Origin of the sequence: Empedobacter sp. R750, assembly GCF_030324345.1 — a bacterium.
GTDB classification, from domain to species: Bacteria; Bacteroidota; Bacteroidia; order Flavobacteriales; family Weeksellaceae; genus Empedobacter; species Empedobacter falsenii_C.
The window spans coordinates 65,447-80,273 of sequence record NZ_JACAGF010000009.1 but is presented as its reverse complement, the minus strand read 5'-3'; the positions used below and the strand labels follow the sequence as shown (position 1 = coordinate 80,273).

The window sequence follows — 14,827 nt, the reverse complement described above, 5'->3', positions numbered from 1 at the left end:
GTATTTTGCAACTAAGAAAATTATTCAAAACCATGGAAATAAAAAGATTATTTGATTTTCCACAAAATCAATTAGAAAATAATCCTCGAGAAGATGCATTGGTGTCTAAGGTGAACGGAACTTGGGTGAAAACATCTACGCAAGAATACGTTGCCAAAGCAAATGCATTTAGTCGAGGATTATTACAATTAGGAATCAAGCCACAAGATAAAATTGCAATAGTCACTTCAACTAATCGTACCGAATGGAACATCTGTGATATCGGTATTCAGCAAGTTGGAGCGATTTCCGTTCCATTATATCCAACACTTTCCGAAGACGATTTTGATTATATCTTAAACAATGCTGAATGTAAATTTATCATTGTTTCTGATAAAGGTTTATATGATACGGTTGCAGCCGTAAAAGATAAAGTGTCAACATTGGTTGGTATTTATAGTTTTGATGAAATTGCTGGAGTTCCAAATTATAAAGAAATTTTAGATTTGGGTGAAGATAATTCAACGCAACATGAAGTGGATAGTATCAAAGAGATGATAAAACCATCTGATATGGCGACTTTGATTTATACTTCTGGAACAACAGGTCGTCCGAAAGGTGTTGTATTAACGCACGAAAATATCGTTTCTGATGTTTTAATGTCCGTTGATCGCATTCCAGATTTTCCAAATCATGCGATTGCATTGAGTTTTCTTCCGATTAATCACGTTTTCGAACGTATGTTGATTTATTTGTATCAACATTTGAGTATAGGAATTTGGTATGCAGAAAGCATTGATAAATTAGGAGATAATATGAAAGAGGTGAAACCGCATGTAATGACGGTTGTACCACGATTAGTAGAAAAAGTTTACGATAAAATTTACAATACAGGTGCTTCTGCAGGAGGTCTTAAAACGAAAATTTTTATGTGGGCTTTAAGCCTTGTTGAAGATTACGATCCTTACAATCCAAAAGGTGGATTATTTGGTTTGAAACATTCAATTGCGAAAAGTTTGGTTTTCAGTAAATGGAAAGAAGGAGTTGGTGGTAATTTAGTATGTATGGTTTCGGGATCTGCGCCTTTAGCAGCACGTTTGAATCATATTTTCTGGGGTGCTGGAATTCCTATTTTAGAAGGTTATGGTTTGACAGAAACTTCTCCCGTAATTTCGGTGAATTGTATGAAGAAAGACGGTTTTGGAATCGGAACTGTTGGTGCTCCATTAAAAGGAATCGAGGTTAAAATTGCAGAAGACGGAGAGATTTTAGTCAAAGGTCCTAACGTTACACAAGGTTATTACAAAGATCCTGAAAAAACTGCTGAAGCATTCACGCCAGATGGTTATTTCAAAACGGGTGATATTGGAGTTCTTGAAAGAGGTTTACTTAAAATTACTGATCGTAAAAAAGAAATGTTCAAAACTTCTGGAGGTAAATATATTGCGCCGCAAATCATCGAAAATAAATTCAAACAATCTCGTTTTATTGAGCAAGTAATGGTTGTTGGAGAAGGAGAGAAAATGCCTTGTGCGATTATTCAACCTAATTTCCAAGTGTTGAAAGATTATTTACGTATCAAAGGAATTGCTGAGCCTGCTACAAATGCAGATTTGATTAAAGAACCAGCAATTTTAGATATTATTGGTCGTGAAATTGAAAAAATGAATCAAGGTTTAGGTCATTGGGAACAAATCAAAAAGTTCGAATTAACGCCTGATGAATGGACCATTGATGATGGATTATTAACGCCAACATTAAAATTGAAACGTAAAAATGTGCTAGCTAAATATCAAGATTTATACAATAAATTATACGATAAAAAGTAAATAAAAAAGAAATTAAAAAATCCCTTCAAAATGTTTTGAAGGGATTTTTTAATTTTATAATAATCAAGTTTTAATCTCGTCGTCCGCCCATTGCCATCATGACAAAATAAAGTAGTTGAGCTAACGAACCAATCGCTGCGACTACATAAGTTCTTGCAGCCCATTTTAATGAATCTTTTGCACCTTCATATTCGTTTGGCATCACCATGTTGTTTCCTTTTAACCAAGCTAACGCACGGTTCGAAGCATCGTATTCAACTGGTAAAGTAACAAAAGCAAAAACAGTTGTTACCGCAAATAAGAAAATACCAATCCACAGCAAAGTTGCATTTTTAGATGAAGCCATCACGACTAATCCTAACATTAAAATCCATTGATTTAAGCGCGATGCAACGTTTACCATCGGAACCATTTTTGAGCGTAATTGCAACATATTATAACCAACCGCATGTTGTACTGCGTGACCACATTCGTGCGCTGCAACAGCCGCTGCTGCCGCATTTCGTTCGTGGTAAACAACTTCCGATAAGTTTACCGTTTTATCAGCAGGATTGTAATGATCTGTTAATTGTCCAGGAGTAGAGATAACACGTACATCATGAATGTTATTGTCAGAAAGCATTTTTTCTGCAATCTCTTTTCCTGACATTCCATTTGCCAAATGTACTTTCGAATAATACTTAAATTTACGTTGTAATTGGTTGCTAACAAACCAGCTAATCAACATAAACAGTCCAATAATAATGTAATAACCTGTCATCTATTTCTATTTTATTTTTTAATCAATTTTAATATTCATTCAAAATTCAAAAAGTATTCCAATAAGTGAATAGAGACAAAAATAGCAGAAAAGTTGGTTTTTTGGCAGAGTTCTGTATTAAATCATGTAAAAAATGAACAAAAGCTGACATTTTGCTCAAAAATTTTTGAATTGAAATTACAAAACTTATTACCTTTGCCAGCTATGAGTATTCGCATAAAAGAAGTACAATCAAAACATGATTTGGAAGCATTTATTAAGTTTCCGATGAATTTGTATAAGGATAATCAATATTACGTTCCGCCCTTTATTAATGAGGAGAAGGAAACACTAGATGTTTCTAAAAATCCTGTTTTTAAAGATGCAGAAGCGCGTTATTTTCTTGCCGAAAAAGAAGGGAAGATTGTGGGGCGTGTTGCGGCAATTATCAATTGGCAAGAAGTCAATAATCAACAAAAACGTAAAATGCGTTTCGGTTGGTTTGATATGATTGATGATATTGACGTTACAAAAGCACTTTTAGCAAAAGTAGCGGAAATAGGTAAAGAAAATCAATTAGAATATATAGAAGGCCCAGTTGGTTTTTCGAATTTGGAAAAGGCAGGTTTGCTAACTTTTGGATTTGATAAATTGGCTACAATGGTTGGTTTATATAATTTTCCGTACTATGCGCAACACTTAGAATCGTTAGGTTTTGAAACGGCGAATGAGTGGGTGGAATATGAATTGCCTGCACCAACAGAATTACCAGAAAAAGTTATCAAATTCAATAAAATTATTCGAGAACGTTACAAATTACGAGAATTGAAGTTTACAAAAACTTCAGAGATTATTCCGTATGTTGACGAGATGTTCGATTTGTTAGATAAAACTTACAGCGAATTGGCTACTTATGTACCAATTGCGGATTATCAAATTGAATATTACAAAAAGAAATATATTCCGTTTATTAATCCAGATTTTGTAAACTGTATTGTTGATGAAGACGGAAAAATGGTTTCGTTTGCTATTACGATGCCTTCTTACTCGAAAGCGATGCAAAAAGCGAAAGGTAAAATTTTTCCTTTTGGTTGGTGGCATTTGATGAGAGCAAGTAAAAATAATGATTCTGCTCAATTTTATTTGATTGGAATTGATCCGAAATTTCAAGGAAAGGGAGTTACAGCATTGATTTTTAATGCAATGTTTGATACGTTTAGAAACAACGGGATCAAATTTTTGGAAACAAATCCTGAACTAGCGGACAACGAAAGTATTCAAGTTTTGTGGAAAGCTTATGATCCTGTAAACCACAAACGTCGTAAAACTTTCAAGAAATCAATTCAGTAAAATATAAATAATAATGTTATATATTTTGAATTAAAATTTGTCAATTCGAGTGATTTTTAGAAAGATTATTTCTAAAAATTGTATCGAGAATTAAGATGAATTATATTTTCTAAAAATTTATAGCATAGAACTTATAAACGTATAACGTAAAAAATATGTTTGATATTCATCAATTAGAGAAAGAATATTCAATTTTCAGACAAGAAGGTTTTGATTCGAAATGGTTAAATTTTGAAGCTTTAAATTACTATTTTTCATTAAAATCAACTCAAAAAGAACAAATTGGAACATCTTTTTTAGGAAACGAAATTTATAAATTAAGTTTCGGAACTGGAGAAAAACGTTTATTGATTTGGTCTCAAATGCACGGAAACGAATCTTCTGGAACGCGTGCAATGTTTGATGTAATTAATTTTTTTGAACAAAAATCTGAATTAGCTCAAACCATTTTATCTCAATTGACGATTGATTTTATTCCGATGCTAAACCCTGATGGTGCAAATGTTAATACACGTAGAAATGCGGTTGGAATTGACATTAACCGTGATTTTTTAGCAAAAGAATCAACAGAAATTCATGTTTTGTTAGATCAAGTGGAAAAAGGAAATTATCAAACCTTATTCAATTTGCATGATCAACGTACGATTTTCAATGTTGGACAAACCGCTAAACCAGCGACTTTATCATTTTTAGCGCCTTCTTATAATGTTGAAGAAGATGTGAACGAAGTTCGTGAAAAAACGATGGGAATTATTCAGGCAATGAATACTGAATTACAAAAAGTGATTTCTGGTCATGTAGGTCGTTATACATCAGAGTTTTATCCGATGTCAACTGGAGATAATTTTACAAAAATGGGTTATCCTTGTGTATTGTTTGAAGCGGGACATTTTCCGAATGATTATCAACGAAATACAACAAGAAAATACAATGCATTGGCTATTTTAGGGGGATTGAATGCGTTAGCTACGCAAGAAAATTTTCCGTTTGATGAATATTTATCGATTCCTCAAAATGGACAAAAGTATTTGGATATTGTTATTCATAATGTTAAAATTCAAAATGGAGAAAACTCTTCAGTTGTCGATTTGGGAATTTATTTTGAAGATGAATACAACGAAGAAAATAATTCGGTAGAGCAAATCGCAAAAATTATTGAGATTGGTGATTTACGAAAATTTATTGGTCATCTCGAAATTGATGCTGAAAAACAAGTTTATAAAGGAACGACCAAAAATTATCCTTTATTGAATCAATTAGCGACTTTCGATATTGGCTCAATTAAAGTTGAAAATGGTCAAATCATTTCATAATTATTTATACATTTAACCTATAAACTAAAAATACAATGAAAAAAATATTGGCAATTGCACTTGTGGCAATGTTGGGTTTTTCTACACAATCGTTTGCTCAAAATAAAGTGTTGAATCGTACGATTACAGCTGAAAATGGGAAGAAAATGTTGACGGGAGAATTTACAAGAAAAGCGTTGGAAGAAGATGATTTTAAGGATTGGTACCACCACGAATATGAAACGTACGAAGTTGAAAAAAGTAAATTGAAAGGTTTAAAAGATTTACGCAATTATCGTTTGGAAGTTTTTGTAGGAACTTGGTGTCCAGATTCTCGTCGTGAATTGCCGCGTTTGTACAAAATTTTAGATGATATTAAATTTCCTCAAAATCGTTTGAAAGTGATTGGTGTAAACCGTCAAAAGAAAAGCTTCAACGGAGAAGAAATCAATAAAAATGTGACGCACGTTCCGACAATTATCGTATATAATAATAAAAAAGAAGAAGTTGGTAGAATTGTAGAATCTCCAGTTTCGGGCTATTTAGAAGAAGATTTGGCACAGATTGTGAATGGTACGCCATTGACTCCAAATTATGCAAATGAATAATTTAAAGAAAATAATTCTTGTCGTTGTAGCCTTCATTTTTGGTGTGATGATAACGTATTTCATCATGGACAAATTCAAATCTGAAAGTTATACCGAACAATCTCATGTAATTGCGTATCAAATCGAACGAATGAATAAAATGATTGTTGCAGAACAAACATATTCAGATTTATACAATCACACGTCAAAGAAATCGTTGCCAGGTTTAACTGATATTTTTTCTGCGGATAAAAAGGTGACACTTTTGGTGAAAGCCAAAGCACAAGCAACGTATGATTTGAAAAAAATGGATATTGAATTGGATTCGGTGAACAAAAAAATTATCATCAAATCTATTCCTCCAGTTGAAATCCAAGTGTATCCAGATGTTAGTTTTTATGATATGGATCAAAGTGTTTTTAATAAATTTAGTAAAGATGATTTGAACGGAATTAAGAAACGTGCTGTGGAGCATGTAGAAAAAACCGTTGATCAAACCAAACTAAAACAAGAAGCACATCAACAATTAATTCAAAATCTTGGCGATTTGTATTTCCTTGCCAAAACCTACGGTTGGAAGATAGAGGATAAAACGAGTTACGCCAACGAATTGAATAAATTATACGATTAATAAATAATTAAAAACCTGTTCCGATAGAATAGGTTTTTTTTCGCTGAATAAAGAAATGAAGTGTTTCTTTCTTTAGAATTAAAATTGAAAATAGTATTTTCGCTTAATATTAAAAATAAAAATGAATTGGCGTAGATTTTTACTTCCATTTTCTGGTTTATATTGGATTGGAACTTCGGTTCGAAATCTGTTTTACAATATAGGAATGATGCGTTCATCATCATTCAAAATTCCAATTATTAATGTTGGAAACCTGTCTGTTGGCGGAACGGGAAAGTCACCTCATATTATGTATTTAATTGATTTGTTGAAAGACGAAAAATTAATTGCAACATTGAGTAGAGGATATGGACGAAAAACAAAAGGTTTTTTGATTGCAAACTATTCATCCAAAGTTTATGATATTGGAGATGAACCAATGCAGTTTTTTCAACGTTTCAAGAACAGAATTTTGATTGCAGTTTGCGAAGACAGAGCTTTTGGAGCTCAAAAATTAATTGATCATTACAATGCAGAAGCAATTTTGTTAGATGATGCGTATCAACATCGTGGAATAAAAGCTGGTTTCAATATTTTGTTAACAGATTACAATAATCCATATTACAAAGATTTTTTATTGCCAGCAGGTGATTTGAGAGAGAGTAGAAGTGGAGTTCGTCGTGCAGATATTATTATTGTAACAAAATGTCCAGACAGAATTTCGGAGGAAAAGCACAAAGAAATTTCGAAAAAGATTAAGTTAAGATCTCATCAGCAATTATTTTTCTCGAAAATTGTTTATGACAACAAATTGATTGGAAAATTGGATAATGTTGAAAAATCAACTTGGAAAAATCTGAATGTTATTTTGGTTACAGGAATTGCTAAAACAGATGGTTTGGTAAAATTTGCGGAAGAAAATTTTGCAAATGTCTTGCATTTAGAATATCCAGATCATCATAATTTTAGTCAATCAGAAATTGAGTATATTTACAAACGATACGAAGATACGGAAGGTAGAAAGCGTTTTGATAAAATTATCATGACAACAGAGAAAGATTATATGCGTTTGATGGAAGAATCCATGATAAAAGACGATTTATACTACATTCCGATTAGTATCGATATTAACGATAAAGAAAAATTTAATCAAACTATTTTAGAGTATGTTGGACAGAATTAATGAGGCTGTAAAGTACATCAATAATTTATTGCCAGATCAACCAGAATTTGTAATTGTGTTAGGGTCTGGATTAGGAAAATTAGAAGACGAAGTAGAAAATAAAGTTGTTATTAGCTACAAAGATATACCAAACTTTCCTCAAGTAACAGTAGAAGGGCACAAAGGTCATTTAGTATACGGAACTATTTTAGGTAAAAAAGTTTTGATGATGGCTGGTCGTTTTCATTATTACGAAGGATATTCGATGGAAGAAGTAACGTTCCCAATGCGTGTTTTCAATGGATTAGGAATTAAGAAAGTTGTTTTATCGAATGCTTCTGGAGGTGTTAATCCAAATTTCCAAGTTGGAGATATTTGTTTGGTAAAAGATCATATCAATATGATGCCAGAACATCCTTTACGTGGAAAAAATATCGACGAATTAGGACCTCGTTTTGTGGATATGTCAAAAGCATATGACAGAGAGATGTTGAATGAAGCGGCAGAATTTGCAAAAGCAAATGATATTTTGGTTCATCAAGGAGTTTATGTAGGATTACAAGGACCAACTTTCGAAACGCCATCTGAATACGGATTGGTTCGTTTTATTGGTGGAGATTGTGTTGGTATGAGTACAGTTCCTGAAGTTATTGTTGCTCGTCACATGGATATGCGCGTTTTCTGTTTATCTATTATTACAGATTTAGGAGGACCAGAAATTTCATTTGATGTTTCGCACGAAGATGTATTAAATGCAGCAAACACAGCAATGCCAAATGTAATTCGCGTGGTAAAAAGCGTAATCGAAAATTGTTAATTTTTGATTTGATGATAAAAGAAAAAACCAACTGAAAAGTTGGTTTTTTTTATTTTATAAAAATCGGTGAATTCGAAAGAATAATAAGGTCAAATAACAAGACGAATTCACCGACAAGCTTTGAAGCGTTCGATTGATTAGATCTCAACTTCTCGTTCAGAATTTGTGCAATTGCTATGAACGATATAATCGATTAGTTTTCCATTTTCAAAACACAACATCAAATCTTCTTCATAAATTGATGTATGTGTTAATTGATTAAATTGTAATAATTTTCCTTGAGGAATTTTAATAATTCCAGAATACCAGCTCGCAAAAACTTCTTCTCTTTTTGGAAATAAATAATTCAATTCAACTTCATCCAAACCATCCAAATATCCTCTGAAATTAATTAAAAACAATTCGTCATTTCTCAATTCCCATTTCCCATAATATCCTCTCCAGCATGTTGGCGAAGGCGGAGTAAAATAAGGTGGATGATTTAATTTTCTAAAATAATGATGTAATGGTTGTTCGGCTATAATATATTGTTGGTTGTCGATTAATAAAATTTCTCCTATTTGCGCGGTCATTTTTTCTTATGGTTTATTCAAATGTAGAATAGCCACACGAATTAATGAAAAATCAATAGCGCTAATTTATCAAAATGATAAAAATTGACCGACTAAAATAAAATGGTTAAAAATTATCTTGTCTTTAAATGATAAATTCGTAATTATTATTTATTTAAGAATTATTCTTTCACCTTGTTGAGGGAAAATATAATTGATGTTATATGGATTATCTTTTAACAATTCGTCTTTAATTTTTTGCTCATAATCATCTTTTGGTTTGATATGAGTAACGATGATTGTAAAACCTTTCAACTTACTTTTTCCAACTTCTTTCGCTAATTCACCTAATTCTTCGTTCATCAATTTTGGTGTTAAATGACCAAATAATAATTTTTCAGGTTGAGAATTAGGAAAAGAAACTTCTAACATCATTGTTTTCAGTTTACCTGATTTAATTTTAGGCGCAATTGCTTTCCAAATAGTTGTTAAATTTTTAGTTCCTTCGATACGATCTGCTCCTGTATCACCAAAATATAAGACTGCACTTGAACCATTTTCAACTAATATTGCCGAACTCTTCAAAGGATTTACATGACTCAATTCGTAAATTGTTCCTGTAAAATTAGTTCCTTCTATTGTGAAAGGTGTTCCTATTTCTGCATATTTGTAGTAATATTTATTCAAAATTGGCGATTCGCCTTCATTGGCAAAATTTGCCCAAGCATCATTAGTAAAATATTTATTTTTTAAAACTGAAATTGTTTCAGAAATACCATAAATAGGCTTGTTTGCATCTTCTGGAGAATTAATAATCATGCCTGAAAGATGATCCAAATGTCCATGAGAAATAAAATATCCTTTGATATAATTTTTCAGAACTTTACTATTTTGTTCTTCAAAAGTACCTTTCTCTATTGCTTTATTGATTCCAGAAAGAATTGTCCCTGCATCCAACGCCAAATAGCTATTTGTCGTTTCTTCACCAATCAAATAAGAAGAAAGATTACTCTCGTTGCTACCACCATAAACTCCAAGTGGAACAACCTGAATATTTTGTGCTGAGGCAATCATCGAAATTCCAAATCCAATACTTAATAGATATTTTTTCATAAAAAGAATTTTAACAAAAATACAACCGAAAGTATTATTAAACTAAAATATCCTCATAGTTTGTAAAAACTTTAGTATTTTCACACTTCTATAAAATTAACGCATAAAATTAGTTAGAATGAAATCGAAATTATCTACTAAAATATTGAAAAATTATGCGACTCAACTGATGACAAAAAAAGCAATGTATGCTGCGGCAATCGCTTTATTGGCAACAAATGTTGATGCGCAAAAGAAACCATTAGATTTGACTGTTTTTGATGAATGGCAATCAATTGGAATGAAAGAATTATCGAATAATGGTTCGTGGGTTGCTTATCAAGTCAATGCACAAGAAAGTGATAATACATTGAACTTTTTTGGTTTGAAAACGGATAAAAATCTAAGTTTTCATCGTGGTGAACAAAGTGTTTTTACAGCAGATTCTAAATTTGCCGTTTTTAAAATTCGACCTTTTTATAAAGATTTGAAATTGGTTCGAATTAAGAAAAAGAAAGAACATGAAATTGCAAAAGATTCAATCGGAATATTAAATCTAGCAACAAATCAAGTTGAGAAATTACCAAATATAAAATCATTCAAAACACCGAAAAAAGGAGGTTCTTTTTTGGCTTATTTATTAGAAAAAGAAGAAGCGAAGAATGATAAAAAAGACAAGTCAGATTCTACAAAAACGAAAGATAAACCTTCAAAACCAGCGGGTAAAGATAAAAAAGATACGCCGTTAGAATTGGTGTTGAGAAATTTGATTTCTGGTCAGAAAAAATCTTTCAAAAATGTAATGAATTATGAGTTTAGCGAAAATGGTAAACAATTAATTTTTTCGACAAAACAAGAGAAAAAAGACAGTTTAGATAAAACTAAATATGGTGTTTTCTTGGTAAATACAGTAACTTTTGCTCAAAAACAATTGGTTGATACAATTGGAGATTTCAAACAATTTGCGTTTGATGAATTAGCAAATAAAGTTGCTTTTGTTGGAACTTCTGACGAAGAGAAAAAGGAAAATAAAACATATTATTTATATTATTCTGCAACAAATAATCCGCAACAAATCAAGAAATCTGAATTGTTAGGATTGAAAAAAGATTGGCAAGTTTCAGAAAATCGTCAACCAAAATTTAGTAAAGATGGAAATTCTTTGTTCATTGGTTTGATGCCTAAATTAGCAGAAAAAGACACAACTTTAATCGCTGATGATTATGCAAAAGTGGATGTTTGGAGTTACAAAGATGATTTTATTCAACCACAACAATTAAAGAATCTTGAGCGTGAAAAAAAGCGTTCGTATTTATCAGTGATTGATTTATCGAATCCTGTAAAAGTGACACAATTAGCGGATTTGGATATGAATCAAGTCGAAATTTTGAACGAAGGAAATTCAAACTTTGCTTTAGGAACTTCTGATAATGCCTATCGATTAAGCTCTAATTGGGATGTAACAGGTCGTAAAGATTATTATATCATTAATACGAAAACGGGACAACGCGAGTTATTTGCAAAAGCTTTGGCTGGAAGAGTAGAGATGTCGCCGAACGGAAAATTTGCTGTTTTTTATAATGCCGAAAATGGTTTGTGGTCGAGCTATAATATCGAAACAAAGGAAAAAAAAGTTCTGAATAAAAAGCTAAAAGTGAAATTCTATGACGAAGAAAATGATTCGCCAACTTTAGCGCAAGAATACGGTGTTGCTTATTTTACGGATAATGATGAAACGGTTTTAATCAAAGATCGTTATGATATTTGGGAGTTTGATTTGGTTGGAAATCGTCGTCCTGAAAATATGACAAATGGTTTTGGTCGTAAACATAATATTACGTTTGATATCAATCAATTAAATGATGATATTAAAACACTTAACCGTGATAATTTAGTTTATTTAGGTGCTTTTAATAATCAGAATAAACAATCTGGAGTTTATCAAACTATCATTTCGAAAGCAAAAAATCCTGAAGAAGTTGTGATGTCGAATACTTGGGGAGCACAAAAAATGACAAAAGCGTTGAATGCGAACGAATTTATTTATACAAAAGAATCGTTCCGAAATTCGCCTGATGTATATGTTTCAACGAATTTTAAAGATGAAAAAAAGATATCTGCAATCAATCCGCAACAAAAAGATTATTTGTGGGGGAATGGTGAATTGGTAACGTGGAAAACGTACTCGGGTAAAGATGCAACTGGAGTTGTGTACAAACCAGAGAATTTTGATCCAAATAAAAAATATCCAATGATTGTTTACTTCTACGAAAAACTTTCGGATAATTTGAATCGTTATCAAGCGCCTGCGCCAACACCTTCTCGTATCAATCATACATATTTTGTAAGTAACGATTACATTGTATTTACTCCGGATATTTCGTACACGATTGGTCATCCTGGGAAATCTGCTGAAGATTATATCAATTCTGGAGTAGAAGCATTGAAGAAAAATACGTGGGTAAATGGAAGTAAAATCGCTATACAAGGGCAAAGTTGGGGAGGATATCAAGTAGCACATTTGATTACTGCAACCAATATGTATGCTGCGGCTTGGACGGGTGCGCCTGTTGTGAATATGACTTCTGCTTATGGTGGAATTCGTTGGGGAACGGGTATGAGTCGTCAATTTCAGTACGAGCAAACACAAAGTAGAATAGGTAAAACGTTGTGGGAAGCGCCAGAATTATATATCGAAAATTCGCCTTTGTTCAATATGCCAAAAGTTACGACGCCAGTTGTAATCATGCATAACGACGAAGATGGTGCTGTTCCTTGGTACCAAGGAATTGAGATGTTTATGGCGTTGCGTCGTTTAGGAAAACCAGTTTGGATGTTGAATTATAATGGTGATGATCATAACTTGATAAAACGTGCGAATAAAAATGATATTCAGCAACGTCAAGTTCAGTTTTTTGATCATTATCTTAAAGATAAACCTGCTCCAAAATGGATGACAGAAGGAGTTTCTGCAATTAATAAAGGTATTGATTGGGGCTTCGAATTGGAGTCGGTAAATGATTAATAGTCAACATAATATATTATAAGTCATTTAGTTGAATTATTTTATTAATAAGATATTAAGAGACAATAAAAGACATTAAAAAACACTTTGAGTCATTAAAAGTACCCCTATTTCTCACCTCGAGATTTGGGGGTATTTTTGTTTAATAAATAATTTTAAAATATATAACTATATGATTAACTATCAGTTAAAAAGTAAGGACACTTCTAAACATCAACCAGTGTACGCATACATCACTGGTGTGTTCAATATTCCAAATGCACGACTTAAAATAAGTATAGGAAAGTCAATAAACCCTAATGATTTCGGATTAAAATCTGAGAATTATAGTTTCAACTCGCAACACATAAAAAATTCTAAAAAACCAGAAGTCCTTGTGTTTAAGAGGGTTTTAGAGGATTTTGAGAGAGCAGTTGATAAGACTTTAATGTATTTTTTGGGGGTAGAAATAGGGGCAGATTTAGAACTTTTTAAACAAAAATTACTCGAAAATCTTGGGAGAGAAAAAAAAGTTGTTGATAAAAAATCAGACGAAATTTTGGTTACTGATTTTATAGAGGATTATATTGAAGAGTCGAAAGAGTTGGTAAGAAAAGGACAGAAAAAGTTAGCTGACTCGTCAATGAGAAAATACATTCAAGTAAACACTCACGTCAAAAATTATCAAGAATTTATTGAAAAAAAAATATATGTACATGAGCTTAGTTATGATGTCTTTGTCTCAATGATTGATATTCTTAATAAAATAGCAATAGGTCAAATAAAATTAAAAGTAAATCACCAAAAAAGTAAGAGTCGTATAACAAATGAAGAAGGATATTCTTTAAATACTCTTAATACTTTTACGAGTCGTTTAAAATATATGCTTGGTGAAGCTCGCATAAGAGGTTATCATCTTCATCCAACATTACATCTTGACGATAAACGACTTGTCATAGGTGCGTGTAAAGGTTCAAAGGACTTCTATTTTGATGAAGATCTTTTATATAAAATATATAATCATCAAGCATTAACTAAGCCAACACAACACGCAAAGGATTATATTATGTTAGCAAGTACAACTGGTATGCGTCACCAGAGTGTTTCGTTGTTGCATGGTCAACAACCTCAACCAATCACAACTCCATCTGGTGTAGAATTTTTTGGTGTTAAAAATATATCAAATAAAACTGGTATAAAGTTATTAAGTCCTCTAATGAAACCAGCCCTTGAGGTTTATGATCGACTAGGAGAATTTCCTAAATATGAAAGTGTGACCACTATAACAAGGCAGATAAGAGCATTATTAACGGAAATGAAAGTAAATGATAAAGTAACTCTTGAACGTACTATTTATGGTGTAGGAAAAGTTAATGAAGTAAAGAAAATGACACAAGTTGCAAGTAGTCATGTTTGTCGCGCGAGCTTTATTACCAACCTTTTAAATCTTAGGGTTGACCGTAATAAAGTACAAATGATGACACATAAAGCGATGTCAGATAATAGTGCATTCAGCTTGTATGACAAAAGAAGCGAAATAGATAGAGCAATAGAGTTTTTCGACGCAACAAAGGATTTGGATTCAGAATTTTTCAGATACAAATAAGGGGGCATAATAGCCCCCTTTATTTTACTTCTTGACATTCAACAACCACTCTACAACTTCAGTCTCAACGTACATTTTCATATTTGTATGTTTGTTTCTTCTCAACGGAAAACCCTTTGTCTTTTCCCAGCGTTGGAGTGTCTTTTTGCTGATTCGAAGCTTTGCACATACATCACTACTGTAAAGTATGTCACTCAACTTGTACGGTT

12 protein-coding genes are annotated in these 14,827 nt (G+C 32.1%); 9 read left to right on the top strand and 3 right to left on the bottom strand.

Features of this window, described 5'->3' with window-relative positions; all coding sequences use genetic code 11:
- The first annotated feature begins 32 nt into the window (after positions 1–32).
- Positions 33–1,808, top strand: coding sequence for an AMP-dependent synthetase/ligase (locus HXZ74_RS10560; RefSeq protein WP_280062158.1), 1,776 nt, complete (start codon positions 33–35; stop codon positions 1,806–1,808).
- A gap of 70 nt (positions 1,809–1,878) precedes the next feature.
- Here the strand turns inward: HXZ74_RS10560 and HXZ74_RS10555 are convergent, their stop codons facing one another.
- Complete coding sequence (locus HXZ74_RS10555; RefSeq protein WP_286475291.1) at positions 1,879–2,568, bottom strand: zinc metallopeptidase; 690 nt, start codon at positions 2,566–2,568, stop codon at positions 1,879–1,881.
- A gap of 204 nt (positions 2,569–2,772) precedes the next feature.
- Here HXZ74_RS10555 and HXZ74_RS10550 point away from each other — a divergent pair, with 204 nt between their 5' ends.
- The 6 genes from HXZ74_RS10550 to HXZ74_RS10525 all read left to right on the top strand — a co-directional run bounded on the left by HXZ74_RS10550 (position 2,773) and on the right by HXZ74_RS10525 (position 8,365).
- The gene (locus tag HXZ74_RS10550) at positions 2,773–3,897 is read left to right on the top strand and encodes a GNAT family N-acetyltransferase (protein WP_280062177.1); all 1,125 of its coding nucleotides are present in this window, start codon (positions 2,773–2,775) and stop codon (positions 3,895–3,897) included.
- Positions 3,898–4,052: 155 nt separating this feature from the next.
- Positions 4,053–5,210, top strand: coding sequence for a M14 family zinc carboxypeptidase (locus HXZ74_RS10545; RefSeq protein WP_286475289.1), 1,158 nt, complete (start codon positions 4,053–4,055; stop codon positions 5,208–5,210).
- 35 nt (positions 5,211–5,245) lie between these two features.
- Complete coding sequence (locus tag HXZ74_RS10540; RefSeq protein ID WP_280051598.1) at positions 5,246–5,797, top strand: TlpA family protein disulfide reductase; 552 nt, start codon at positions 5,246–5,248, stop codon at positions 5,795–5,797.
- Positions 5,790–6,407: a DUF4230 domain-containing protein gene (locus HXZ74_RS10535; RefSeq protein WP_052217853.1), complete on the top strand. Its 618-nt coding sequence runs from the start codon at positions 5,790–5,792 to the stop codon at positions 6,405–6,407. Before HXZ74_RS10540 ends, HXZ74_RS10535 begins: the two co-directional genes overlap by 8 nt.
- Positions 6,408–6,528: 121 nt before the next feature.
- Positions 6,529–7,569 (top strand): tetraacyldisaccharide 4'-kinase, encoded by a 1,041-nt coding sequence (lpxK, locus tag HXZ74_RS10530; protein ID WP_280062154.1) that lies wholly within the window; start codon positions 6,529–6,531, stop codon positions 7,567–7,569.
- Positions 7,553–8,365, top strand: coding sequence for a purine-nucleoside phosphorylase (locus HXZ74_RS10525; RefSeq protein WP_280036054.1), 813 nt, complete (start codon positions 7,553–7,555; stop codon positions 8,363–8,365). Before lpxK ends, HXZ74_RS10525 begins: the two co-directional genes overlap by 17 nt.
- 137 nt (positions 8,366–8,502) lie before the next feature.
- On the opposite strand, the gene HXZ74_RS10520 is transcribed toward HXZ74_RS10525, so the two are convergent.
- Together HXZ74_RS10520 and HXZ74_RS10515 are read right to left on the bottom strand one after the other, a co-directional pair.
- Positions 8,503–8,937, bottom strand: coding sequence for a hypothetical protein (locus HXZ74_RS10520; protein WP_286475287.1), 435 nt, complete (start codon positions 8,935–8,937; stop codon positions 8,503–8,505).
- 150 nt (positions 8,938–9,087) lie between these two features.
- Entirely contained in the window at positions 9,088–10,029 is a 942-nt protein-coding gene (locus HXZ74_RS10515; RefSeq protein WP_280051594.1) for an MBL fold metallo-hydrolase, read from the bottom strand.
- Positions 10,030–10,147: 118 nt separating this feature from the next.
- Between HXZ74_RS10515 and HXZ74_RS10510 the strand changes: the two genes are divergently transcribed.
- Together HXZ74_RS10510 and HXZ74_RS10505 are read left to right on the top strand one after the other, a co-directional pair.
- Positions 10,148–13,033, top strand: a complete 2,886-nt coding sequence (locus tag HXZ74_RS10510) for an alpha/beta hydrolase family protein (protein WP_286475284.1) — start codon at positions 10,148–10,150, stop codon at positions 13,031–13,033.
- Between the two features lie 172 nt (positions 13,034–13,205).
- Entirely contained in the window at positions 13,206–14,618 is a 1,413-nt protein-coding gene (locus tag HXZ74_RS10505; RefSeq protein WP_286475283.1) for a hypothetical protein, read from the top strand.
- Positions 14,619–14,827 lie beyond the last annotated feature (209 nt).

Coding starts and splice junctions, on each gene's coding strand:
- HXZ74_RS10510 (WP_286475284.1), top strand. CDS start 10,148: ATGAAATCGAAATTATCTACTAAAATATTGAAAAATTATGCGACTCAA.
- HXZ74_RS10555 (WP_286475291.1), bottom strand. CDS start 2,568: ATGACAGGTTATTACATTATTATTGGACTGTTTATGTTGATTAGCTGG.
- HXZ74_RS10535 (WP_052217853.1), top strand. CDS start 5,790: ATGAATAATTTAAAGAAAATAATTCTTGTCGTTGTAGCCTTCATTTTT.
- HXZ74_RS10515 (WP_280051594.1), bottom strand. CDS start 10,029: ATGAAAAAATATCTATTAAGTATTGGATTTGGAATTTCGATGATTGCC.
- HXZ74_RS10540 (WP_280051598.1), top strand. CDS start 5,246: ATGAAAAAAATATTGGCAATTGCACTTGTGGCAATGTTGGGTTTTTCT.
- HXZ74_RS10560 (WP_280062158.1), top strand. CDS start 33: ATGGAAATAAAAAGATTATTTGATTTTCCACAAAATCAATTAGAAAAT.
- lpxK (WP_280062154.1), top strand. CDS start 6,529: ATGAATTGGCGTAGATTTTTACTTCCATTTTCTGGTTTATATTGGATT.
- HXZ74_RS10550 (WP_280062177.1), top strand. CDS start 2,773: ATGAGTATTCGCATAAAAGAAGTACAATCAAAACATGATTTGGAAGCA.
- HXZ74_RS10520 (WP_286475287.1), bottom strand. CDS start 8,937: ATGACCGCGCAAATAGGAGAAATTTTATTAATCGACAACCAACAATAT.
- HXZ74_RS10525 (WP_280036054.1), top strand. CDS start 7,553: ATGTTGGACAGAATTAATGAGGCTGTAAAGTACATCAATAATTTATTG.
- HXZ74_RS10545 (WP_286475289.1), top strand. CDS start 4,053: ATGTTTGATATTCATCAATTAGAGAAAGAATATTCAATTTTCAGACAA.
- HXZ74_RS10505 (WP_286475283.1), top strand. CDS start 13,206: ATGATTAACTATCAGTTAAAAAGTAAGGACACTTCTAAACATCAACCA.